The organism is Sutcliffiella horikoshii (genome assembly GCF_002157855.1).
In the GTDB taxonomy this organism is placed as follows: Bacteria; Bacillota; Bacilli; order Bacillales; family Bacillaceae_I; genus Sutcliffiella_A; species Sutcliffiella_A horikoshii_C.
The window spans coordinates 84911-101420 of record NZ_CP020880.1; the positions used below are offsets into that span (position 1 = coordinate 84911).

The following is a 16510-nucleotide window of genomic DNA, read 5'->3' on the forward strand; positions in this document are numbered from 1 at the left end:
CAATTCAGATTTAATGGTGTTAAATGGGATTAATCCGACAAAAACACTAAGTTTTAAAGACAGGGGGAAGAATAAATGGTACGAGTAGCAAATTCTATTGATGAGTTAGTCGGGAAGACTCCCGTCGTAAAGCTAAATCGAATTGTAGACGAAGACATGGCTGATGTGTATTTGAAGCTTGAATTTATGAATCCGGGAAGCAGTGTTAAAGATCGTATTGCCTTAGCAATGCTTGATGCTGCGATTGAGGATGGCAAGTTAAAAGAAGGCGACACGATTATTGAGCCTACTAGTGGGAATACCGGAATCGGACTTGCGATGATTGCGGCAGCTAAAGGGCTGAAGGCTATCCTGGTCATGCCTGAGACGATGAGCTTGGAGAGACGAAATCTCCTTCGTGCGTATGGAGCAGAACTGGTACTTACACCAGGTCCGGAAGGCATGGGCGGCGCGATTCGAAAAGCGGAAGAATTGGCTAAAGAAAAAGGATTATTCATGCCGCAGCAATTCAATAATCCGGCAAACCCTGAGATACACCGTAACACGACAGGGAAAGAGATTGTCGAGCAATTCAGCGACGGTCTCGATGCCTTTGTCTCTGGTATTGGAACAGGCGGTACTATCACAGGTGCCGGGGGAGTCTTAAAGGAGGCATTCCCGGGTATTAAAATTGTGGCGGTGGAGCCGGCAGATTCCCCGGTACTCTCCGGCGGTAAACCCGGGCCCCACAAAATTCAGGGAATTGGTGCAGGATTTGTTCCTTCTATCTTGGATACAAACATCTACGATCAAGTGATTACCGTGAAAAATGAAGAAGCGTTTGAATATGCTCGCCTTGCTGCTAAACGTGAAGGGTTGCTTGGAGGTATTTCTTCCGGAGCTGCTATATCTGCGGCCTTGCAAGTGGCCAAAGAGCTTGGAAAAGGCAAAAAGGTGCTGGCAATAATCCCAAGTAACGGGGAACGCTATTTGAGCACACCATTATATCAGTTTGAAGAATAGGTTATCTTAAGGGGAACAGTCAGTTGAGCTGTTTCCCTTTTCTTTTTATCGTGCATCAGAGTGTAATTTTCATGTAATATAAGGGTAGTATGCAATTTAGGAGCGTGACAGCAAGAATGCAAAAGGTGCCTGTTGGGATCAAGTTAACGATAAACGAAAATCAATGGTTTGCTAAATATAAAGCACTCGCAAAGGACAAGCCATATCATGTTCTTTTAGAGAGTGGGCGTGGGGGAAGATACCATATCATCGGGCTTGACCCAATTGCCACCATTCAAGGAAAAGGACAAGAGCTGCACATAGATTATCTGGATGGAAAAAAAGAAAAGAGGACTGGAAATCCATTATCCTTGTTACAAGAGGTCATTTCAGAGCGATCTATTCAAAAACTACAAGGCTTTCCAGATTTTACAGGAGGAGCGATTGGTTATTTGACCTATGATTGCGTCAGGTATATTGAACGTTTACCAGAAATCGCTGAAGATGACCTGGCTTTGCCGGACCTTTATTTCCTGTTGTTTGATGATGTTTTTGTGTATGACAAAAAAGAAAGTGTGCTCTATTTGATTAGCCATGCTCCAGAAGGACAAGAAAAAGCAGCTATCACACGACTAGAGTTATATAAAAAACAATGGGAACAGCCGGTGGAAGAAGAAGCGTTCTATCCGTATACGCCCCAGAGACAACCGGTCGAAAACAGAGAGGTTTCTTTTACAGAAGAGGACTTCATAAAAGCTGTGAAAAAGATTCAAGCATATATTGCACAAGGTGATGTTTTTCAAGTGAATCTTTCTGTCAGACAAGGAGAACCGCTTTTGACTCATCCTATGGAAGTCTACTCGTCTTTGAGAAAAATCAACCCTTCTCCATATATGGGGTATATGCAATTCCCTGATTTCCAGCTTGTCAGCGGTTCGCCGGAACTTTTAGTCAAGAAAAAAGATGATGTGGTAAGTACGCGGCCGATAGCAGGTACAAGATCCCGCGGGATGACGGATGAAGAGGACAGCAGGCTTGCACAAGAGTTGATTGATAATGAAAAAGAGCGTGCCGAACATGTCATGCTAGTAGATCTTGAGCGCAACGACCTGGGCCGGGTCTGCGAATACGGTACGGTAGAAGTGAATGAATTCATGGCGATCGAAAAGTATTCGCATGTCATGCACATTGTCTCGAATGTCCAAGGGGTATTGAGAGAAGGAAAAAACATTTCTGATATCATCGAGGCGACCTTCCCTGGCGGTACGATAACTGGTGCACCTAAGGTAAGGACGATGGAGATCATAGAAGAGCTTGAGCCGGTAAGGCGTTCTGTATATACTGGTTCCATAGGGTGGATTGGTTATGATGGAGAGATGGAACTAAACATCTCCATCCGGACGATGATTGCCAAAGAAGGCATGGCCTATGTTCAGGCCGGTGCTGGAGTGGTCATTGATTCTGTGCCGAGGCGGGAATATAAAGAATCCTTAAAGAAAGCCGCAGCCCTATGGAAAGCGAAAGAGCTGAGTGAAGAAGAGGTAAAAAAACGAGCAGAGGTGAGAGTATGATTTTAATGATCGATAACTATGATTCATTTACGTATAATTTGGTGCAATATTTAGGAGAGCTTGGCGAGAAACTGGTGGTAAAGCGTAATGACGAAATTACCATTGAGGAAATCGAAGCACTCAACCCTGAATTTTTAATGATTTCTCCTGGACCTTGTTCACCGAATGAGGCAGGAATCAGTTTAGAAGTAATTAAGCATTTTGCCGGCAAGAAGCCTATATTTGGCGTATGCCTTGGACATCAATCTATTGCACAGGTTTTTGGCGGAGATGTGATCCAAGCGGAAAGATTGATGCATGGAAAGACGTCTGAAATGCATCATGATGGAAAAACGATTTTTCAAACATTGGCGAATCCCTTTGTTGCGACAAGATACCACTCTTTGATCGTAAAAAAGGAAACCCTACCGGAATGCTTTGAGATAACAGCATGGACAGATCAAGATGAAATAATGGCCATCCGTCATAAAGAGTTGCCGATTGAAGGAGTGCAATTCCACCCCGAATCCATCATGACCTCAGTAGGGAAAGAGTTGTTGCGCAACTTTATTGCCACCTACTCTACCAAAAAGGTATAACATGATTGTTTATAAAGATGGAAGCTGGCAGCCGATAGAAGAGACAAATGTATCTGTAATGGATCACGGTTTTTTATACGGAGTGGGTCTTTTTGAAACGTTCCGTACGTATAACGGTATCCCGTTCTTGTTCCACGATCACCTGAAACGTTTAAGGGACGGATTAGGGTCCGTCTATATAGAGTGGGACCATTCAAATGAGCAGCTATACGATTTGGTAACAGAGGCATTGGAGAAAAACGGTATAACGGATGGTGTAATCCGGCTGAATGTCACGGCTGGCATCAGCAACTGGGGGCTTCCTACTGAAACATACAAGGCCCCGTCCTTGCTGTTGTTCACAAGGCCTGTACCTGAACACAATCCAGGGAGTAAGAATGCGGTAGTTTTGAACCGGAGACGCAATACCCCTGAAGGTGATACAAGGTTAAAGTCTCACCACTACTTAAATAATCTATTAGGTAAAAGGGAATTAGGCACAAGCCAGGATGTAGAAGGAATCTTTCTTACAGAGGAGGATTATGTGGCAGAAGGGTTAGTCTCTAATATCTTTTGGATAAAAGGGGATACCATCTATACCCCGAGCATTTCGACAGGAATCTTAAATGGAGTGACCAGAAAGTTCATCCTGCACTTATGCTCCCTTCTCAACCTGGATGTGAAGGAAGGGAAGTTTCCGAAAGAGGAACTTTTAGAAGCGGATGAAGTATTTATTACCAACTCCACCCAGGAAATAATTCGGATTGCTAAACTTGATGACACAGTATTTCCTGCGGTGAGTTCATCGTGGCTCACTTGTCTGAAGGATTTGTATAAACAGAGTACAGAACAACAATTGATGTCTTATCAACAGGTAAAGAAGGTAGATTGGAAAAATGGGAAATACGAACTTATATCAAACGAAGCTGACATGTGGACCATATAACTTGCCGTTAGGTGAAAAAACCTTAATCATGGGGATCTTGAATGCCACTCCGGACTCTTTTTCTGATGGAGGCAAATACAATGAAGTGGAACGTGCGGTCTTGCGTGCAAAGGAACTTGTGGAGCAAGGGGCGGATATCCTTGATATTGGCGGGGAATCGACCAGGCCCGGTGCGGAGAAGGTGAGCCTTGAGCAGGAACTGGAGCGGGTCATTCCGGTTATACAGGCTATATCTAAGGAAGTGCAAGTACCCATTTCCATCGACACCTATAAGGCGGAAGTTGCAAGGCAGGCAATACAGGCAGGAGCCCACATCATCAATGATGTATGGGGGGCAAAGGGAGACCCCGACATGCCTGCTGTTGCAGCTGAGCTCCAAGTACCGATCATCCTTATGCAAAACCGGAAAGAACGGGACTACCACCAGTTGATTCCGGATATGATCAGTGATTTGTTTGAGAGCATTACATTGGTCAAGCGTGCCGGGGTGAAGGATGAAAACATCATTTTGGACCCGGGGATAGGGTTTGCCAAGACATATGAAGACAATATTAAAGTGATGCAAAAGCTCGACCATTTCCATACACTTGGTTACCCGTTGCTGCTTGGTACATCTAGAAAAAGGTTTATCGGTCATGTGTTAAATCTCCCTGCTGAGGAAAGAATGGAAGGGACTGGGGCCACGGTGTGCCTTGGTATACAGAAGGGTTGCCACATCGTCCGAGTACATGATGTGAAAGAAATTGCGCGTATGGCGAAAATGATGGATGCCATGCTTTCTGAAGGAGAGGTTACCTATCGATAAAATATATGTAAATCAGATGAAATTCTACGGCTACCATGGCGTATTTCCGGAAGAAACGAAACTTGGCCAACGGTTTATCATTGATCTGACAGTAGAACTTGATCTATCCAAAGCAGGCAAAACGGATGATCTTACCCAGTCGGTGAACTATGCAGATCTATATAATACATGTAAAAAAGTAGTCGAGGGTGAAACGCACAAACTAGTAGAAACCGTTGCGGAGCGAATTTCAGAGGATATTTTATCATCCTTTGAATTAATTAAAAGTTGTACCATTAAAGCAATCAAGCCGGATCCTCCGATCCCGGGACACTATGAATCTGTCGCAGTAGAAATAACGAGGGGCCGTTCGTGATGAATACAGCTTATATTGCGCTGGGGTCCAATCAAGGAAACCGTGCCCGGTACCTTCACAATGCAGTGGAACAAATCCATCAGCATGAAAAGATAACTTTAGATAAGGAATCTTCCATTTATGAAACAGATCCTGTCGGGTATACAGAACAGGACAAATTTTTAAATATGGTAATTAAAGTAAACACTCAGTTGGCACCTGTTGATCTATTAAAGGTATTGCAAGAGTTTGAGCATTTTTTTGGGAGGAAAAGAGAGGTGCGCTGGGGCCCTCGTACTTTAGACCTTGACATTTTATTGTATAACCAAGAAAATATTGAAACAGAAGAGCTTATTATCCCTCATCCAAGAATGTGGGAAAGAGCTTTTGTTTTTGTTCCTTTAATGGAGATCGTGGAAAGTAAAGATCTGCCCATAGAGATAGATAGAAAAGAACTTCTTGCACAACAAGATAGAGAAGGGGTACATGTATGGAAGCCGAAAAGTGGGGAAGACGTATCCGGGCTTACCGAAAGCTAAAAGGATATACCCAAGAATCATTTGCAAAAAATCTTCATATTTCAGTCTCTGTACTAGGAGAGGTTGAACGGGGAAACCGCGTTCCTTCAGAGGAGCTTGTTCAGTCGATTGCCAAGGAACTGAATATCACGGTAAAGGAACTCGAACCACCAGAACTAAACAGGGAGGAGGTCAATAACTGATGTTGAAAATCGGCGATATCACCATGAAAAACCAAGTGGTCTTAGCGCCAATGGCAGGAGTGTGTAATGCCGCGTTCCGCCTGACGGTTAAAGAATTCGGAGCGGGCCTTGTCTGTGCCGAGATGGTCAGTGACAAAGCGATCCTCTATAAAAATGCCAGAACGATGGGCATGCTTTATATTGATGAGCGCGAGAAACCACTAAGTCTGCAAATCTTCGGTGGCGAGAAAGATACGCTTGTGGAAGCGGCGAAATTCGTAGACAAAAACACCACAGCAGACATTATTGATATAAATATGGGATGCCCGGTACCAAAAATCGTCAAGTGTGACGCAGGTGCCAAATGGCTGCTTGATCCGAACAAAATTTATGAGATGGTTGCAGCTGTTGTAGATGCAGTAGACAAGCCGGTCACAGTTAAAATGCGCACAGGTTGGGACGAAGAGCATATCTTTGCCATTGAAAATGCCCGTGCCGTTGAACGCGCAGGCGGGCAAGCGGTAGCGGTCCATGGCCGTACTAGAGTACAAATGTATGAGGGACATGCAGACTGGGACATCATCAAGCAGGTGAAAGAAGCGGTCAACATCCCTGTCATCGGCAATGGTGACGTTCAAACTCCTCAGGATGCAAAAAGAATGCTCGAGGAAACGGGAGTAGATGGTGTCATGATCGGTCGCGCGGCCCTCGGAAACCCCTGGATGATTTACAGTACGGTACAGTACTTGGAAACTGGAAAGCTCGTCGGGGAACCATCTGTTCGTGAAAAAATGGATGTGTGTAAGCTGCACCTTGATCGTCTTATCGACCTAAAGGGAGAAAATACAGCAGTACGCGAAATGCGCAAACATGCGGCATGGTACTTAAAAGGCATCCGCGGGAACGCATTAGTTCGTAACTCTATTAATGAATGCAACACAAGAATGGACCTTGTAAATTTACTTGATCACCTTGTAGAAGAGGCTGAGGCAAAAGAAGCAATGACTTCCCAAGTAGTCTAAACGGCGCTCGGCGACTGTACCCAAAAACACGATGGAACTGCCAGTAAGTTGCTACTGGCAGTTTTAGCTTTATTTATAGTTGGAAAGTCTATATGATAGATAAAAGAAAAGCTGCTACATAAATGAGTAGATAAATTACTAGTTGGAGTTGAATAAAATGAGTCAAGAAGAATTAAACTTGAATGACCAGTTGATGGTTAGGAGAGAAAAATTACAAAAACACCGCGATAAAGGATTAGATCCGTTCGGAGCTAGATTTGAACGTACAAATGATTCTAAAGAACTGATTAACCAGTACGGAGAAATCGAAAAAGAACAATTGGACGAAAAGGAAATTGCTGTAACACTTGCTGGTCGCATCATGACAAAGCGCGGCAAAGGAAAAGCAGGCTTTGCGCACATCCAAGACCTTACCGGCCAAATTCAGTTATACATCCGTAAAGATGCTGTAGGCGATGAAGCATACGAAATCTTCAACTCTGCAGATATCGGGGACATTGTCGGAGTAACAGGTTTTGTTTTCAAAACAAAAGTAGGCGAACTTTCTATTAAAGCAACATCTTTTGAATTGCTGACAAAAGCATTGCGTCCACTGCCTGAGAAGTACCACGGACTTAAAGACGTAGAACAACGTTACCGTCAACGCTATCTTGACTTAATCACAAACCCAGAGAGCAGAGAAACGTTCATCGCCCGCTCTAAGATTATCCAAGCGATGCGCCGTTACCTGGACGACCATGGCTACCTAGAAGTTGAAACACCGATGATGCACTCTATCGCCGGTGGAGCATCAGCACGTCCGTTCATTACTCATCACAACACATTGGATATGACGTTATACATGCGTATTGCCATTGAGCTTCATCTAAAACGCCTGATTGTCGGCGGCTTGGAGAAAGTCTATGAAATCGGCCGTGTATTCCGTAACGAAGGTGTATCCACTCGACACAACCCTGAATTCACCATGATTGAACTATATGAAGCGTACGCTGACTATAAGGATATCATGAGCCTGACAGAGAACCTTGTTGCTCACATTGCCAAGGAAGTGTTAGGCAGCACGAAGGTTCAGTATGCCGACAGCGAAATCGATCTGACTCCTGAGTGGAAACGACTGCACATGGTTGACGCAGTTAAAGAAGCAACAGGCGTAGACTTCTGGCAGCAGATGACTGATGAGGAAGCTCGTGCTCTAGCAAAAGAACATGGCATTCAAATCACAGAACATATGCAGTTCGGTCATATCTTGAACGAATTCTTCGAGCAAAAAGTAGAAGAGACGCTTATTCAACCTACATTCATCTACGGACACCCAGTGGAAATTTCTCCACTAGCTAAGAAGAATGCAGAAGACCCGCGCTTCACAGATCGTTTTGAATTGTTCATTGTTGGCCGTGAGCATGCAAATGCCTTCACAGAGCTTAACGATCCAATCGATCAAAAAGAGCGTTTCGAAGCGCAGCTAAAAGAAAAAGAACAAGGTAATGACGAAGCTCATGAAATGGATCACGACTTCATCGAGGCATTAGAATACGGTATGCCGCCAACAGGTGGACTCGGAATCGGTATCGACCGCCTTGTTATGCTGTTAACAAACTCTCCTTCTATTAGAGATGTATTGTTATTCCCGCAAATGAGACACCGTTAATTTTATAAAGTAACGCCGCGCTGCTTATTTGCAGCGCGGCGTTTTTGATAGGGTTGACGATTGATGGTGACCGTTCAGTTTAGGGGGAAACCACGCACTGAATAATGAGACTATTACAACATTATCATTTAACGAAAATAATCGAAAAAACCTATTGCCTTTGTATTCTAGCGATGGTATATTAATATTCGTTGTCACAAACGACATCGTTTCTACCGAAAAAAAGAAATGAAAAAAGTTGTTGACATAAACTGATTGATTTGGTAAGATAATAAAGTCGCCTTGAGAGAGACGACAGAGTAAATGATCTTTGAAAACTAAACAAAACAACAGCGTCATAACGTCGGTTCTACGGAACACGACAAAATGATTTTAAGTAACACAAGCTAGCAAATTTTGAGCAAAAGCTCAGACTCTTTATTGGAGAGTTTGATCCTGGCTCAGGACGAACGCTGGCGGCGTGCCTAATACATGCAAGTCGAGCGGACCTTTTAAAAGCTTGCTTTTGAAAGGTCAGCGGCGGACGGGTGAGTAACACGTGGGCAACCTGCCTGTAAGACTGGGATAACTTCGGGAAACCGGAGCTAATACCGGATAATATAAGGAACCTCCTGGTTCTTTATTGAAAGATGGTTTCGGCTATCACTTACAGATGGGCCCGCGGCGCATTAGCTAGTTGGTGAGGTAACGGCTCACCAAGGCGACGATGCGTAGCCGACCTGAGAGGGTGATCGGCCACACTGGGACTGAGACACGGCCCAGACTCCTACGGGAGGCAGCAGTAGGGAATCTTCCACAATGGACGAAAGTCTGATGGAGCAACGCCGCGTGAGCGATGAAGGCCTTCGGGTCGTAAAGCTCTGTTGTTAGGGAAGAACAAGTGCGAGAGTAACTGCTCGCACCTTGACGGTACCTAACCAGAAAGCCACGGCTAACTACGTGCCAGCAGCCGCGGTAATACGTAGGTGGCAAGCGTTGTCCGGAATTATTGGGCGTAAAGCGCGCGCAGGTGGTCCTTTAAGTCTGATGTGAAAGCCCACGGCTCAACCGTGGAGGGTCATTGGAAACTGGGGGACTTGAGTGCAGAAGAGGAAAGTGGAATTCCAAGTGTAGCGGTGAAATGCGTAGAGATTTGGAGGAACACCAGTGGCGAAGGCGACTTTCTGGTCTGTAACTGACACTGAGGCGCGAAAGCGTGGGGAGCAAACAGGATTAGATACCCTGGTAGTCCACGCCGTAAACGATGAGTGCTAAGTGTTAGAGGGTTTCCGCCCTTTAGTGCTGCAGCTAACGCATTAAGCACTCCGCCTGGGGAGTACGGTCGCAAGACTGAAACTCAAAGGAATTGACGGGGGCCCGCACAAGCGGTGGAGCATGTGGTTTAATTCGAAGCAACGCGAAGAACCTTACCAGGTCTTGACATCCTCTGACACTCCTAGAGATAGGACGTTCCCCTTCGGGGGACAGAGTGACAGGTGGTGCATGGTTGTCGTCAGCTCGTGTCGTGAGATGTTGGGTTAAGTCCCGCAACGAGCGCAACCCTTGATCTTAGTTGCCAGCATTCAGTTGGGCACTCTAAGGTGACTGCCGGTGACAAACCGGAGGAAGGTGGGGATGACGTCAAATCATCATGCCCCTTATGACCTGGGCTACACACGTGCTACAATGGACGGTACAAAGGGCAGCAAAACCGCGAGGTCGAGCCAATCCCATAAAACCGTTCTCAGTTCGGATTGCAGGCTGCAACTCGCCTGCATGAAGCCGGAATCGCTAGTAATCGCGGATCAGCATGCCGCGGTGAATACGTTCCCGGGCCTTGTACACACCGCCCGTCACACCACGAGAGTTTGTAACACCCGAAGTCGGTGGGGTAACCTTTTGGAGCCAGCCGCCTAAGGTGGGACAGATGATTGGGGTGAAGTCGTAACAAGGTAGCCGTATCGGAAGGTGCGGCTGGATCACCTCCTTTCTAAGGAATGTACGCTTGTTGTTTTGTTTAGTTTTGAGAGAGCATTCTCTCATATTAGATAAATCTTCGGATTTATCCTTAGACAATTCTTACGAATTGTCCCAGTTGTTCCTTGAAAACTAGATAATGTAACTAATATCAAGATATTCACAGAATATCGTTCATCTTAGTAATTTTCTTTATAGATATCATCGCTGATATCGACACATGACCATATTGGTCAACGGTTAAGTTATTAAGGGCGCACGGTGGATGCCTTGGCACTAGGAGCCGATGAAGGACGGGACTAACACCGATATGCTTCGGGGAGCTGTAAGTAAGCTTTGATCCGGAGATTTCCGAATGGGGAAACCCACTGCTCGTAATGGAGCAGTATCCTTATCTGAATACATAGGGTATGGAAGGCAGACCCGGGGAACTGAAACATCTTAGTACCCGGAGGAAGAGAAAGCAAACGCGATTTCCTGAGTAGCGGCGAGCGAAACGGAATTAGCCCAAACCAAGAGGCTTGCCTCTTGGGGTTGTAGGACACTCAACATGGAGTTACAAAGGAACGGGGTAAATGAAGCGATCTGGAAAGGTCCGTCATAGAAGGTAAAAACCCTGTAGTTGAAACTTCGTTCCCTCCTGAGTGGATCCTGAGTACGGCGGGACACGAGAAATCCCGTCGGAAGCAGGGAGGACCATCTCCCAAGGCTAAATACTCCCTAGTGACCGATAGTGAACCAGTACCGTGAGGGAAAGGTGAAAAGCACCCCGGAAGGGGAGTGAAATAGATCCTGAAACCGTGTGCCTACAAGTAGTTAGAGCCCGTTAATGGGTGATAGCGTGCCTTTTGTAGAATGAACCGGCGAGTTACGATTACGTGCAAGGTTAAGTCGATGAGACGGAGCCGTAGCGAAAGCGAGTCTGAATAGGGCGCATGAGTACGTGGTCGTAGACCCGAAACCAGGTGATCTACCCATGTCCAGGGTGAAGTTCAGGTAACACTGAATGGAGGCCCGAACCGACTCACGTTGAAAAGTGAGCGGATGAGGTGTGGGTAGGGGTGAAATGCCAATCGAACCTGGAGATAGCTGGTTCTCTCCGAAATAGCTTTAGGGCTAGCCTCATGTGTTAGAGTCTTGGAGGTAGAGCACTGATTGGACTAGGGGTCCTCATCGGATTACCGAATTCAGTCAAACTCCGAATGCCAAAGACTTATCCATGGGAGTCAGACTGCGAGTGATAAGATCCGTAGTCAAGAGGGAAACAGCCCAGACCGCCAGCTAAGGTCCCCAAGTATACGTTAAGTGGAAAAGGATGTGGAGTTGCTTAGACAACCAGGATGTTGGCTTAGAAGCAGCCACCATTTAAAGAGTGCGTAATAGCTCACTGGTCGAGTGACTCTGCGCCGAAAATGTACCGGGGCTAAACGTATCACCGAAGCTGCGGACTGTTCTTACGAACAGTGGTAGGAGAGCGTTCTAAGGGCGTTGAAGCTAGACCGTAAGGACTGGTGGAGCGCTTAGAAGTGAGAATGCCGGTATGAGTAGCGAAAGAAGGGTGAGAATCCCTTCCACCGAATGCCTAAGGTTTCCTGAGGAAGGCTCGTCCGCTCAGGGTTAGTCGGGACCTAAGCCGAGGCCGAAAGGCGTAGGCGATGGATAACAGGTTGATATTCCTGTACCACCTCCACTCCGTTTGAGCAATGGGGGGACGCAGAAGGATAGGGTAAGCGCGCTGTTGGATATGCGCGTCTAAGCAGTAAGGCTGAGAAGTAGGCAAATCCGCTTCTCATTAAGGCTGAGCTGTGATAGCGAGGGAAATATAGTACCGAAGTTCCTGATTTCACACTGCCAAGAAAAGCCTCTAGCGAGGAGTATGGTGCCCGTACCGCAAACCGACACAGGTAGGCGAGGAGAGAATCCTAAGGTGAGCGAGAGAACTCTGGTTAAGGAACTCGGCAAAATGACCCCGTAACTTCGGGAGAAGGGGTGCTCTGTTAGGGTGTTAAAGCCCGAGAGAGCCGCAGTGAATAGGCCCAGGCGACTGTTTAGCAAAAACACAGGTCTCTGCGAAGCCGTAAGGCGAAGTATAGGGGCTGACGCCTGCCCGGTGCTGGAAGGTTAAGGGGAGAGGTTAGCGCAAGCGAAGCTTTGAACCGAAGCCCCAGTAAACGGCGGCCGTAACTATAACGGTCCTAAGGTAGCGAAATTCCTTGTCGGGTAAGTTCCGACCCGCACGAAAGGCGTAACGATCTGGGCACTGTCTCAACCAGAGACTCGGTGAAATTATAGTACCTGTGAAGATGCAGGTTACCCGCGACAGGACGGAAAGACCCCGTGGAGCTTTACTGTAGCCTGATATTGAATTTTGGTACAGCTTGTACAGGATAGGTAGGAGCCTGAGAAGCCGGAGCGCTAGCTTCGGTGGAGGCGTCGGTGGGATACTACCCTGGCTGTATTGAAATTCTAACCCGCAGCCCTTATCGGGCTGGGAGACAGTGTCAGGTGGGCAGTTTGACTGGGGCGGTCGCCTCCTAAAGAGTAACGGAGGCGCCCAAAGGTTCCCTCAGAATGGTTGGAAATCATTCGCAGAGTGTAAAGGCACAAGGGAGCTTGACTGCGAGACCTACAAGTCGAGCAGGGACGAAAGTCGGGCTTAGTGATCCGGTGGTTCCGCATGGAAGGGCCATCGCTCAACGGATAAAAGCTACCCCGGGGATAACAGGCTTATCTCCCCCAAGAGTCCACATCGACGGGGAGGTTTGGCACCTCGATGTCGGCTCATCGCATCCTGGGGCTGTAGTCGGTCCCAAGGGTTGGGCTGTTCGCCCATTAAAGCGGTACGCGAGCTGGGTTCAGAACGTCGTGAGACAGTTCGGTCCCTATCCGTCGTGGGCGCAGGAAATTTGAGAGGAGCTGTCCTTAGTACGAGAGGACCGGGATGGACGCACCGCTGGTGTACCAGTTGTCTTGCCAAAGGCATAGCTGGGTAGCTACGTGCGGACGGGATAAGTGCTGAAAGCATCTAAGCATGAAGCCCCCCTCAAGATGAGATTTCCTTTTGCTTCGGCAAGTAAGATCCCTGAAAGATGATCAGGTAGATAGGTTCGAGGTGGAAGCGTGGCGACACGTGCAGCTGACGAATACTAATCGATCGAGGACTTAACCCAAATAAGTATCGAAATAAGTGAACGATATGAATATCTTGATATGAACACATTATCTAGTTTTGAAGGATCAACCTTCAACTGAATATGTCTGGTAATGATGGCGAAGAGGTCACACCCGTTCCCATACCGAACACGGAAGTTAAGCTCTTCAGCGCCGATGGTAGTTGGGGGATCTCCCCCTGTGAGAGTAGGACGTTGCCAGGCAAATTTATGGATGACCAGTGCTTATTGCGCTGGTTTTTTTGTGCTTTCTTTGTTGGAGGTGAGGTGCCATTTTTGTATATTTGTGTCGAATGACGGTTAAATCGTCTAACTTAGCGGATAAATGGAAAAGTTCGTGGATAAACCAAAAAGATAGCGGATAAATCGAAAAGTTCGTGGATAAACCAAACAGATAGCGGATAAAACAAAAAGTTCGCGGATAAACCAAAACTTGAACTATAATTTTAAAACGCCCCCCTTCAACCACCCGTCCCCCCTCTAAAACTTCTTTTGAACAATTTTGACCAATTGACGTTTAAACACCTCCCAAAAGTGGAATTCTGTTTGAGAGAGGCTTCTCTGCAAGAAACTCTGCCCTCAACTTTCACCCTACATAAAGGACGCACTAAAACCAAACCACACAGAATGACAGTTTTTAGCGAAAGGTTATCTATTGAATTTTTTCGGAAGGTCTTATATATTTTACATATAGTCAAAGATAGTCAAGGTCAGATAGGAGGATAGCATGAGAAACATATCTGATGTCATTGAGCAATATTTGAAACAGGTGTTGGAGGGGAGCAGAGAGAATTCTGCTGAGATCAAACGCAGTGAGATTGCAGATAAGTTTGAATGTGTGCCCTCTCAAATTAATTATGTGATCAATACTAGATTTACAATTGAACGAGGATATTTGGTGGAGAGCAAGCGTGGGGGCGGTGGCTATATTAGGATTATTAAGATTAAGCCGCATGATCATTTGCATTTGATCGACCAGCTTATAGAACTAATAGATGTGAGAGTTTCCCAGGCCAGTGCGGAGGATGTTATCTTCCGGTTGGTGGAGGAGAAGGTGATTTCCGCTAGGGAAGCGAAGATAATGGTTAGTGTCATGGACCGCTCTGTCTTATATTTGGGCTTGCCTGAAAGAGATGAGCTGCGGGCAAGGATGTTAACGGCCATGCTGACTACACTGAAGTATCGGTAGGGGGGATAAAAATGGTATGTCAAGAATGTAATGAGCGTCCAGCTGCTTTGCATTTTACAAAGATTATTAATGGTGAAAAATCCGAGATTCATATATGTGAGCAATGTGCTCAAGAAAAAGGCAGTATGTCGATGTTTACTGGTGGATCTGGTTTTTCCATCAATAACCTGATTGCCGGGTTGTTGAATACGGAACAGGCGATTCCAAATCCACAACAGGAAGAACTTGATCCGCCAAAAATTTTGCAATGCGAGCGTTGTAAGATGACGTTTCAGCAGTTTACGAAAATTGGCCGGTTTGGTTGTTCGGAATGTTATCATACTTTCTCCGACAAAATGCAGCCCATTTTAAAAAGATTGCATAGCGGAAACACGGTGCATGCCGGGAAGATTCCGAAACGAATTGGCGGGAGCATGCATGTGAGGAAAGAAATTGATGCGCTTAGAGAAGAGTTGCAAGAACTTATTTTACAGGAAGAATTCGAGAGTGCGGCGAATACTAGAGATAGAATTAGAGAATTGGAAAGGCAACTGAGTGAAAAAAGAGAGGGGGAGCAGTAGATGTCTCTTGAACACTTTTTGAACAATGCGGTCAGTTCCTGGATGAAGCAGGAGGGTCCGGATTCAGATATCGTCCTTAGCAGCAGAGTAAGGCTTGCCAGGAACCTTGAAGAGATGCAGTTTCCGACCGTGTCGAGCAACGAGGAAGCACAGCAGATTGTTGCTATTATGAAACAGCATTTTGGGGAAAAGAAGTTTCAGGATCTCGGGGAGTTGGAGTTTCTCCTTATGGAGGAATTGAATGCTTTAGAGAAGCGAGTGTTGGTAGAAAAGCACTTAATCAGTCCACAACTGGCGGAGGATTCGGCATTTGGAGCATGTTTGTTATCACCGAATGAAGAAGTGAGCATTATGATAAATGAGGAGGATCATATCAGGATTCAATGCTTGTTTCCCGGCCTGCAGTTAAATGAAGCGTTGCAGGTAGCCAATTCATTGGATGATTGGATAGAAGAAAAGATTGATTATGCGTTTGATGAAAAACGAGGATACTTAACGAGTTGCCCGACAAATGTGGGGACGGGGCTAAGAGCTTCCGTCATGATGCACTTGCCCGCACTGGTGTTGACGCAGCAGATGAACAGAATTGTTCCGGCAATTAATCAATTGGGATTAGTTGTTAGAGGAATTTATGGGGAAGGTAGCGAAGCTTTAGGGAACATCTTTCAGATTTCCAACCAAATGACACTCGGCAAGTCAGAAGAGGATATTGTTCAGGACCTTATGGGTGTGGTACAACAACTTATTTCTCAAGAGCGCTCTGCCAGAGAAGCATTAGTCAAAACTTCGAACATACAATTAGAAGATAGAGTATTTCGCTCATACGGATTGTTGGCACACAGTCGTATAATAGAAACGAAAGAGGCGGCAAAATGTTTGTCGAATGTGAGGCTTGGTATAGACTTAGGCTATATCACCGACATATCTAGATCCATTTTGAATGAATTAATGATATTAACTCAACCGGGCTTCTTGCAGCAATATGCAGGAGGGCCATTAAAGCCTAATGAAAGAGATGTTCGCAGGGCCAGCTTGATTCGGGAAAGAATGCGATTAAATAGATAAAATATT

General features: G+C 45.9%; 13 protein-coding genes and 3 rRNA genes. All 16 read left to right on the plus strand.

Features of this window, described 5'->3' with window-relative positions; genetic code table 11:
* Positions 1-75: 75 nt before the first annotated feature.
* The 16 genes from cysK (at position 76) to mcsB (ending at position 16504) form a co-directional block, all read left to right on the plus strand.
* The gene (gene cysK / locus B4U37_RS00420) at positions 76-1002 is read left to right on the plus strand and encodes a cysteine synthase A (RefSeq protein WP_088016654.1); all 927 of its coding nucleotides are present in this window, start codon (positions 76-78) and stop codon (positions 1000-1002) included.
* Positions 1003-1118: 116 nt separating this feature from the next.
* Positions 1119-2552 carry an anthranilate synthase component I family protein gene (locus tag B4U37_RS00425; RefSeq protein ID WP_088016655.1) on the plus strand — a complete coding sequence of 478 codons (1434 nt, stop codon included), beginning with the start codon at positions 1119-1121 and terminating at the stop codon, positions 2550-2552.
* The gene (gene pabA, locus B4U37_RS00430) at positions 2549-3130 is read left to right on the plus strand and encodes an aminodeoxychorismate/anthranilate synthase component II (RefSeq protein WP_088016656.1); all 582 of its coding nucleotides are present in this window, start codon (positions 2549-2551) and stop codon (positions 3128-3130) included. Before B4U37_RS00425 ends, pabA begins: the two co-directional genes overlap by 4 nt.
* A 1-nt stretch (position 3131) precedes the next feature.
* Positions 3132-4055 carry an aminodeoxychorismate lyase gene (gene pabC / locus B4U37_RS00435; RefSeq protein WP_088016657.1) on the plus strand — a complete coding sequence of 308 codons (924 nt, stop codon included), beginning with the start codon at positions 3132-3134 and terminating at the stop codon, positions 4053-4055.
* A complete protein-coding gene (gene folP / locus B4U37_RS00440; RefSeq protein WP_088016658.1) occupies positions 4006-4860 on the plus strand; it encodes a dihydropteroate synthase in 855 nt (284 codons plus the stop codon). The genes pabC and folP overlap by 50 nt, the downstream gene beginning before the upstream one ends.
* Positions 4853-5215: a dihydroneopterin aldolase gene (gene folB, locus B4U37_RS00445; protein ID WP_088020070.1), complete on the plus strand. Its 363-nt coding sequence runs from the start codon at positions 4853-4855 to the stop codon at positions 5213-5215. The genes folP and folB overlap by 8 nt, the downstream gene beginning before the upstream one ends.
* On the plus strand, positions 5212-5733 hold the full coding sequence (gene folK, locus B4U37_RS00450; protein ID WP_088016659.1) for a 2-amino-4-hydroxy-6-hydroxymethyldihydropteridine diphosphokinase: 522 nt from the start codon (positions 5212-5214) through the stop codon (positions 5731-5733). Before folB ends, folK begins: the two co-directional genes overlap by 4 nt.
* Positions 5685-5915 (plus strand): helix-turn-helix domain-containing protein, encoded by a 231-nt coding sequence (locus tag B4U37_RS00455; protein ID WP_010191441.1) that lies wholly within the window; start codon positions 5685-5687, stop codon positions 5913-5915. The genes folK and B4U37_RS00455 overlap by 49 nt, the downstream gene beginning before the upstream one ends.
* Positions 5915-6916: a tRNA dihydrouridine synthase DusB gene (gene dusB / locus B4U37_RS00460; RefSeq protein ID WP_088016660.1), complete on the plus strand. Its 1002-nt coding sequence runs from the start codon at positions 5915-5917 to the stop codon at positions 6914-6916. The genes B4U37_RS00455 and dusB overlap by 1 nt, the downstream gene beginning before the upstream one ends.
* A gap of 157 nt (positions 6917-7073) precedes the next feature.
* On the plus strand, positions 7074-8564 hold the full coding sequence (gene lysS, locus B4U37_RS00465; protein ID WP_010191443.1) for a lysine--tRNA ligase: 1491 nt from the start codon (positions 7074-7076) through the stop codon (positions 8562-8564).
* 417 nt (positions 8565-8981) lie between these two features.
* Positions 8982-10533: ribosomal RNA gene (locus B4U37_RS00470) — 16S ribosomal RNA — on the plus strand.
* 225 nt (positions 10534-10758) lie between these two features.
* A 23S ribosomal RNA gene (locus B4U37_RS00475) occupies positions 10759-13690 on the plus strand.
* Positions 13691-13777: 87 nt separating this feature from the next.
* Positions 13778-13894: ribosomal RNA gene (rrf, locus tag B4U37_RS00480) — 5S ribosomal RNA — on the plus strand.
* The 16S, 23S and 5S rRNA genes sit together here, the layout of an rRNA operon.
* A 523-nt stretch (positions 13895-14417) precedes the next feature.
* Complete coding sequence (locus tag B4U37_RS00495; RefSeq protein WP_010191446.1) at positions 14418-14879, plus strand: CtsR family transcriptional regulator; 462 nt, start codon at positions 14418-14420, stop codon at positions 14877-14879.
* An 11-nt stretch (positions 14880-14890) separates the two neighbouring features.
* Positions 14891-15439, plus strand: a complete 549-nt coding sequence (gene mcsA / locus B4U37_RS00500) for a protein-arginine kinase activator protein McsA (RefSeq protein WP_088016662.1) — start codon at positions 14891-14893, stop codon at positions 15437-15439.
* Complete coding sequence (gene mcsB / locus B4U37_RS00505; protein WP_088016663.1) at positions 15440-16504, plus strand: protein-arginine kinase McsB; 1065 nt, start codon at positions 15440-15442, stop codon at positions 16502-16504.
* Positions 16505-16510 lie beyond the last annotated feature (6 nt).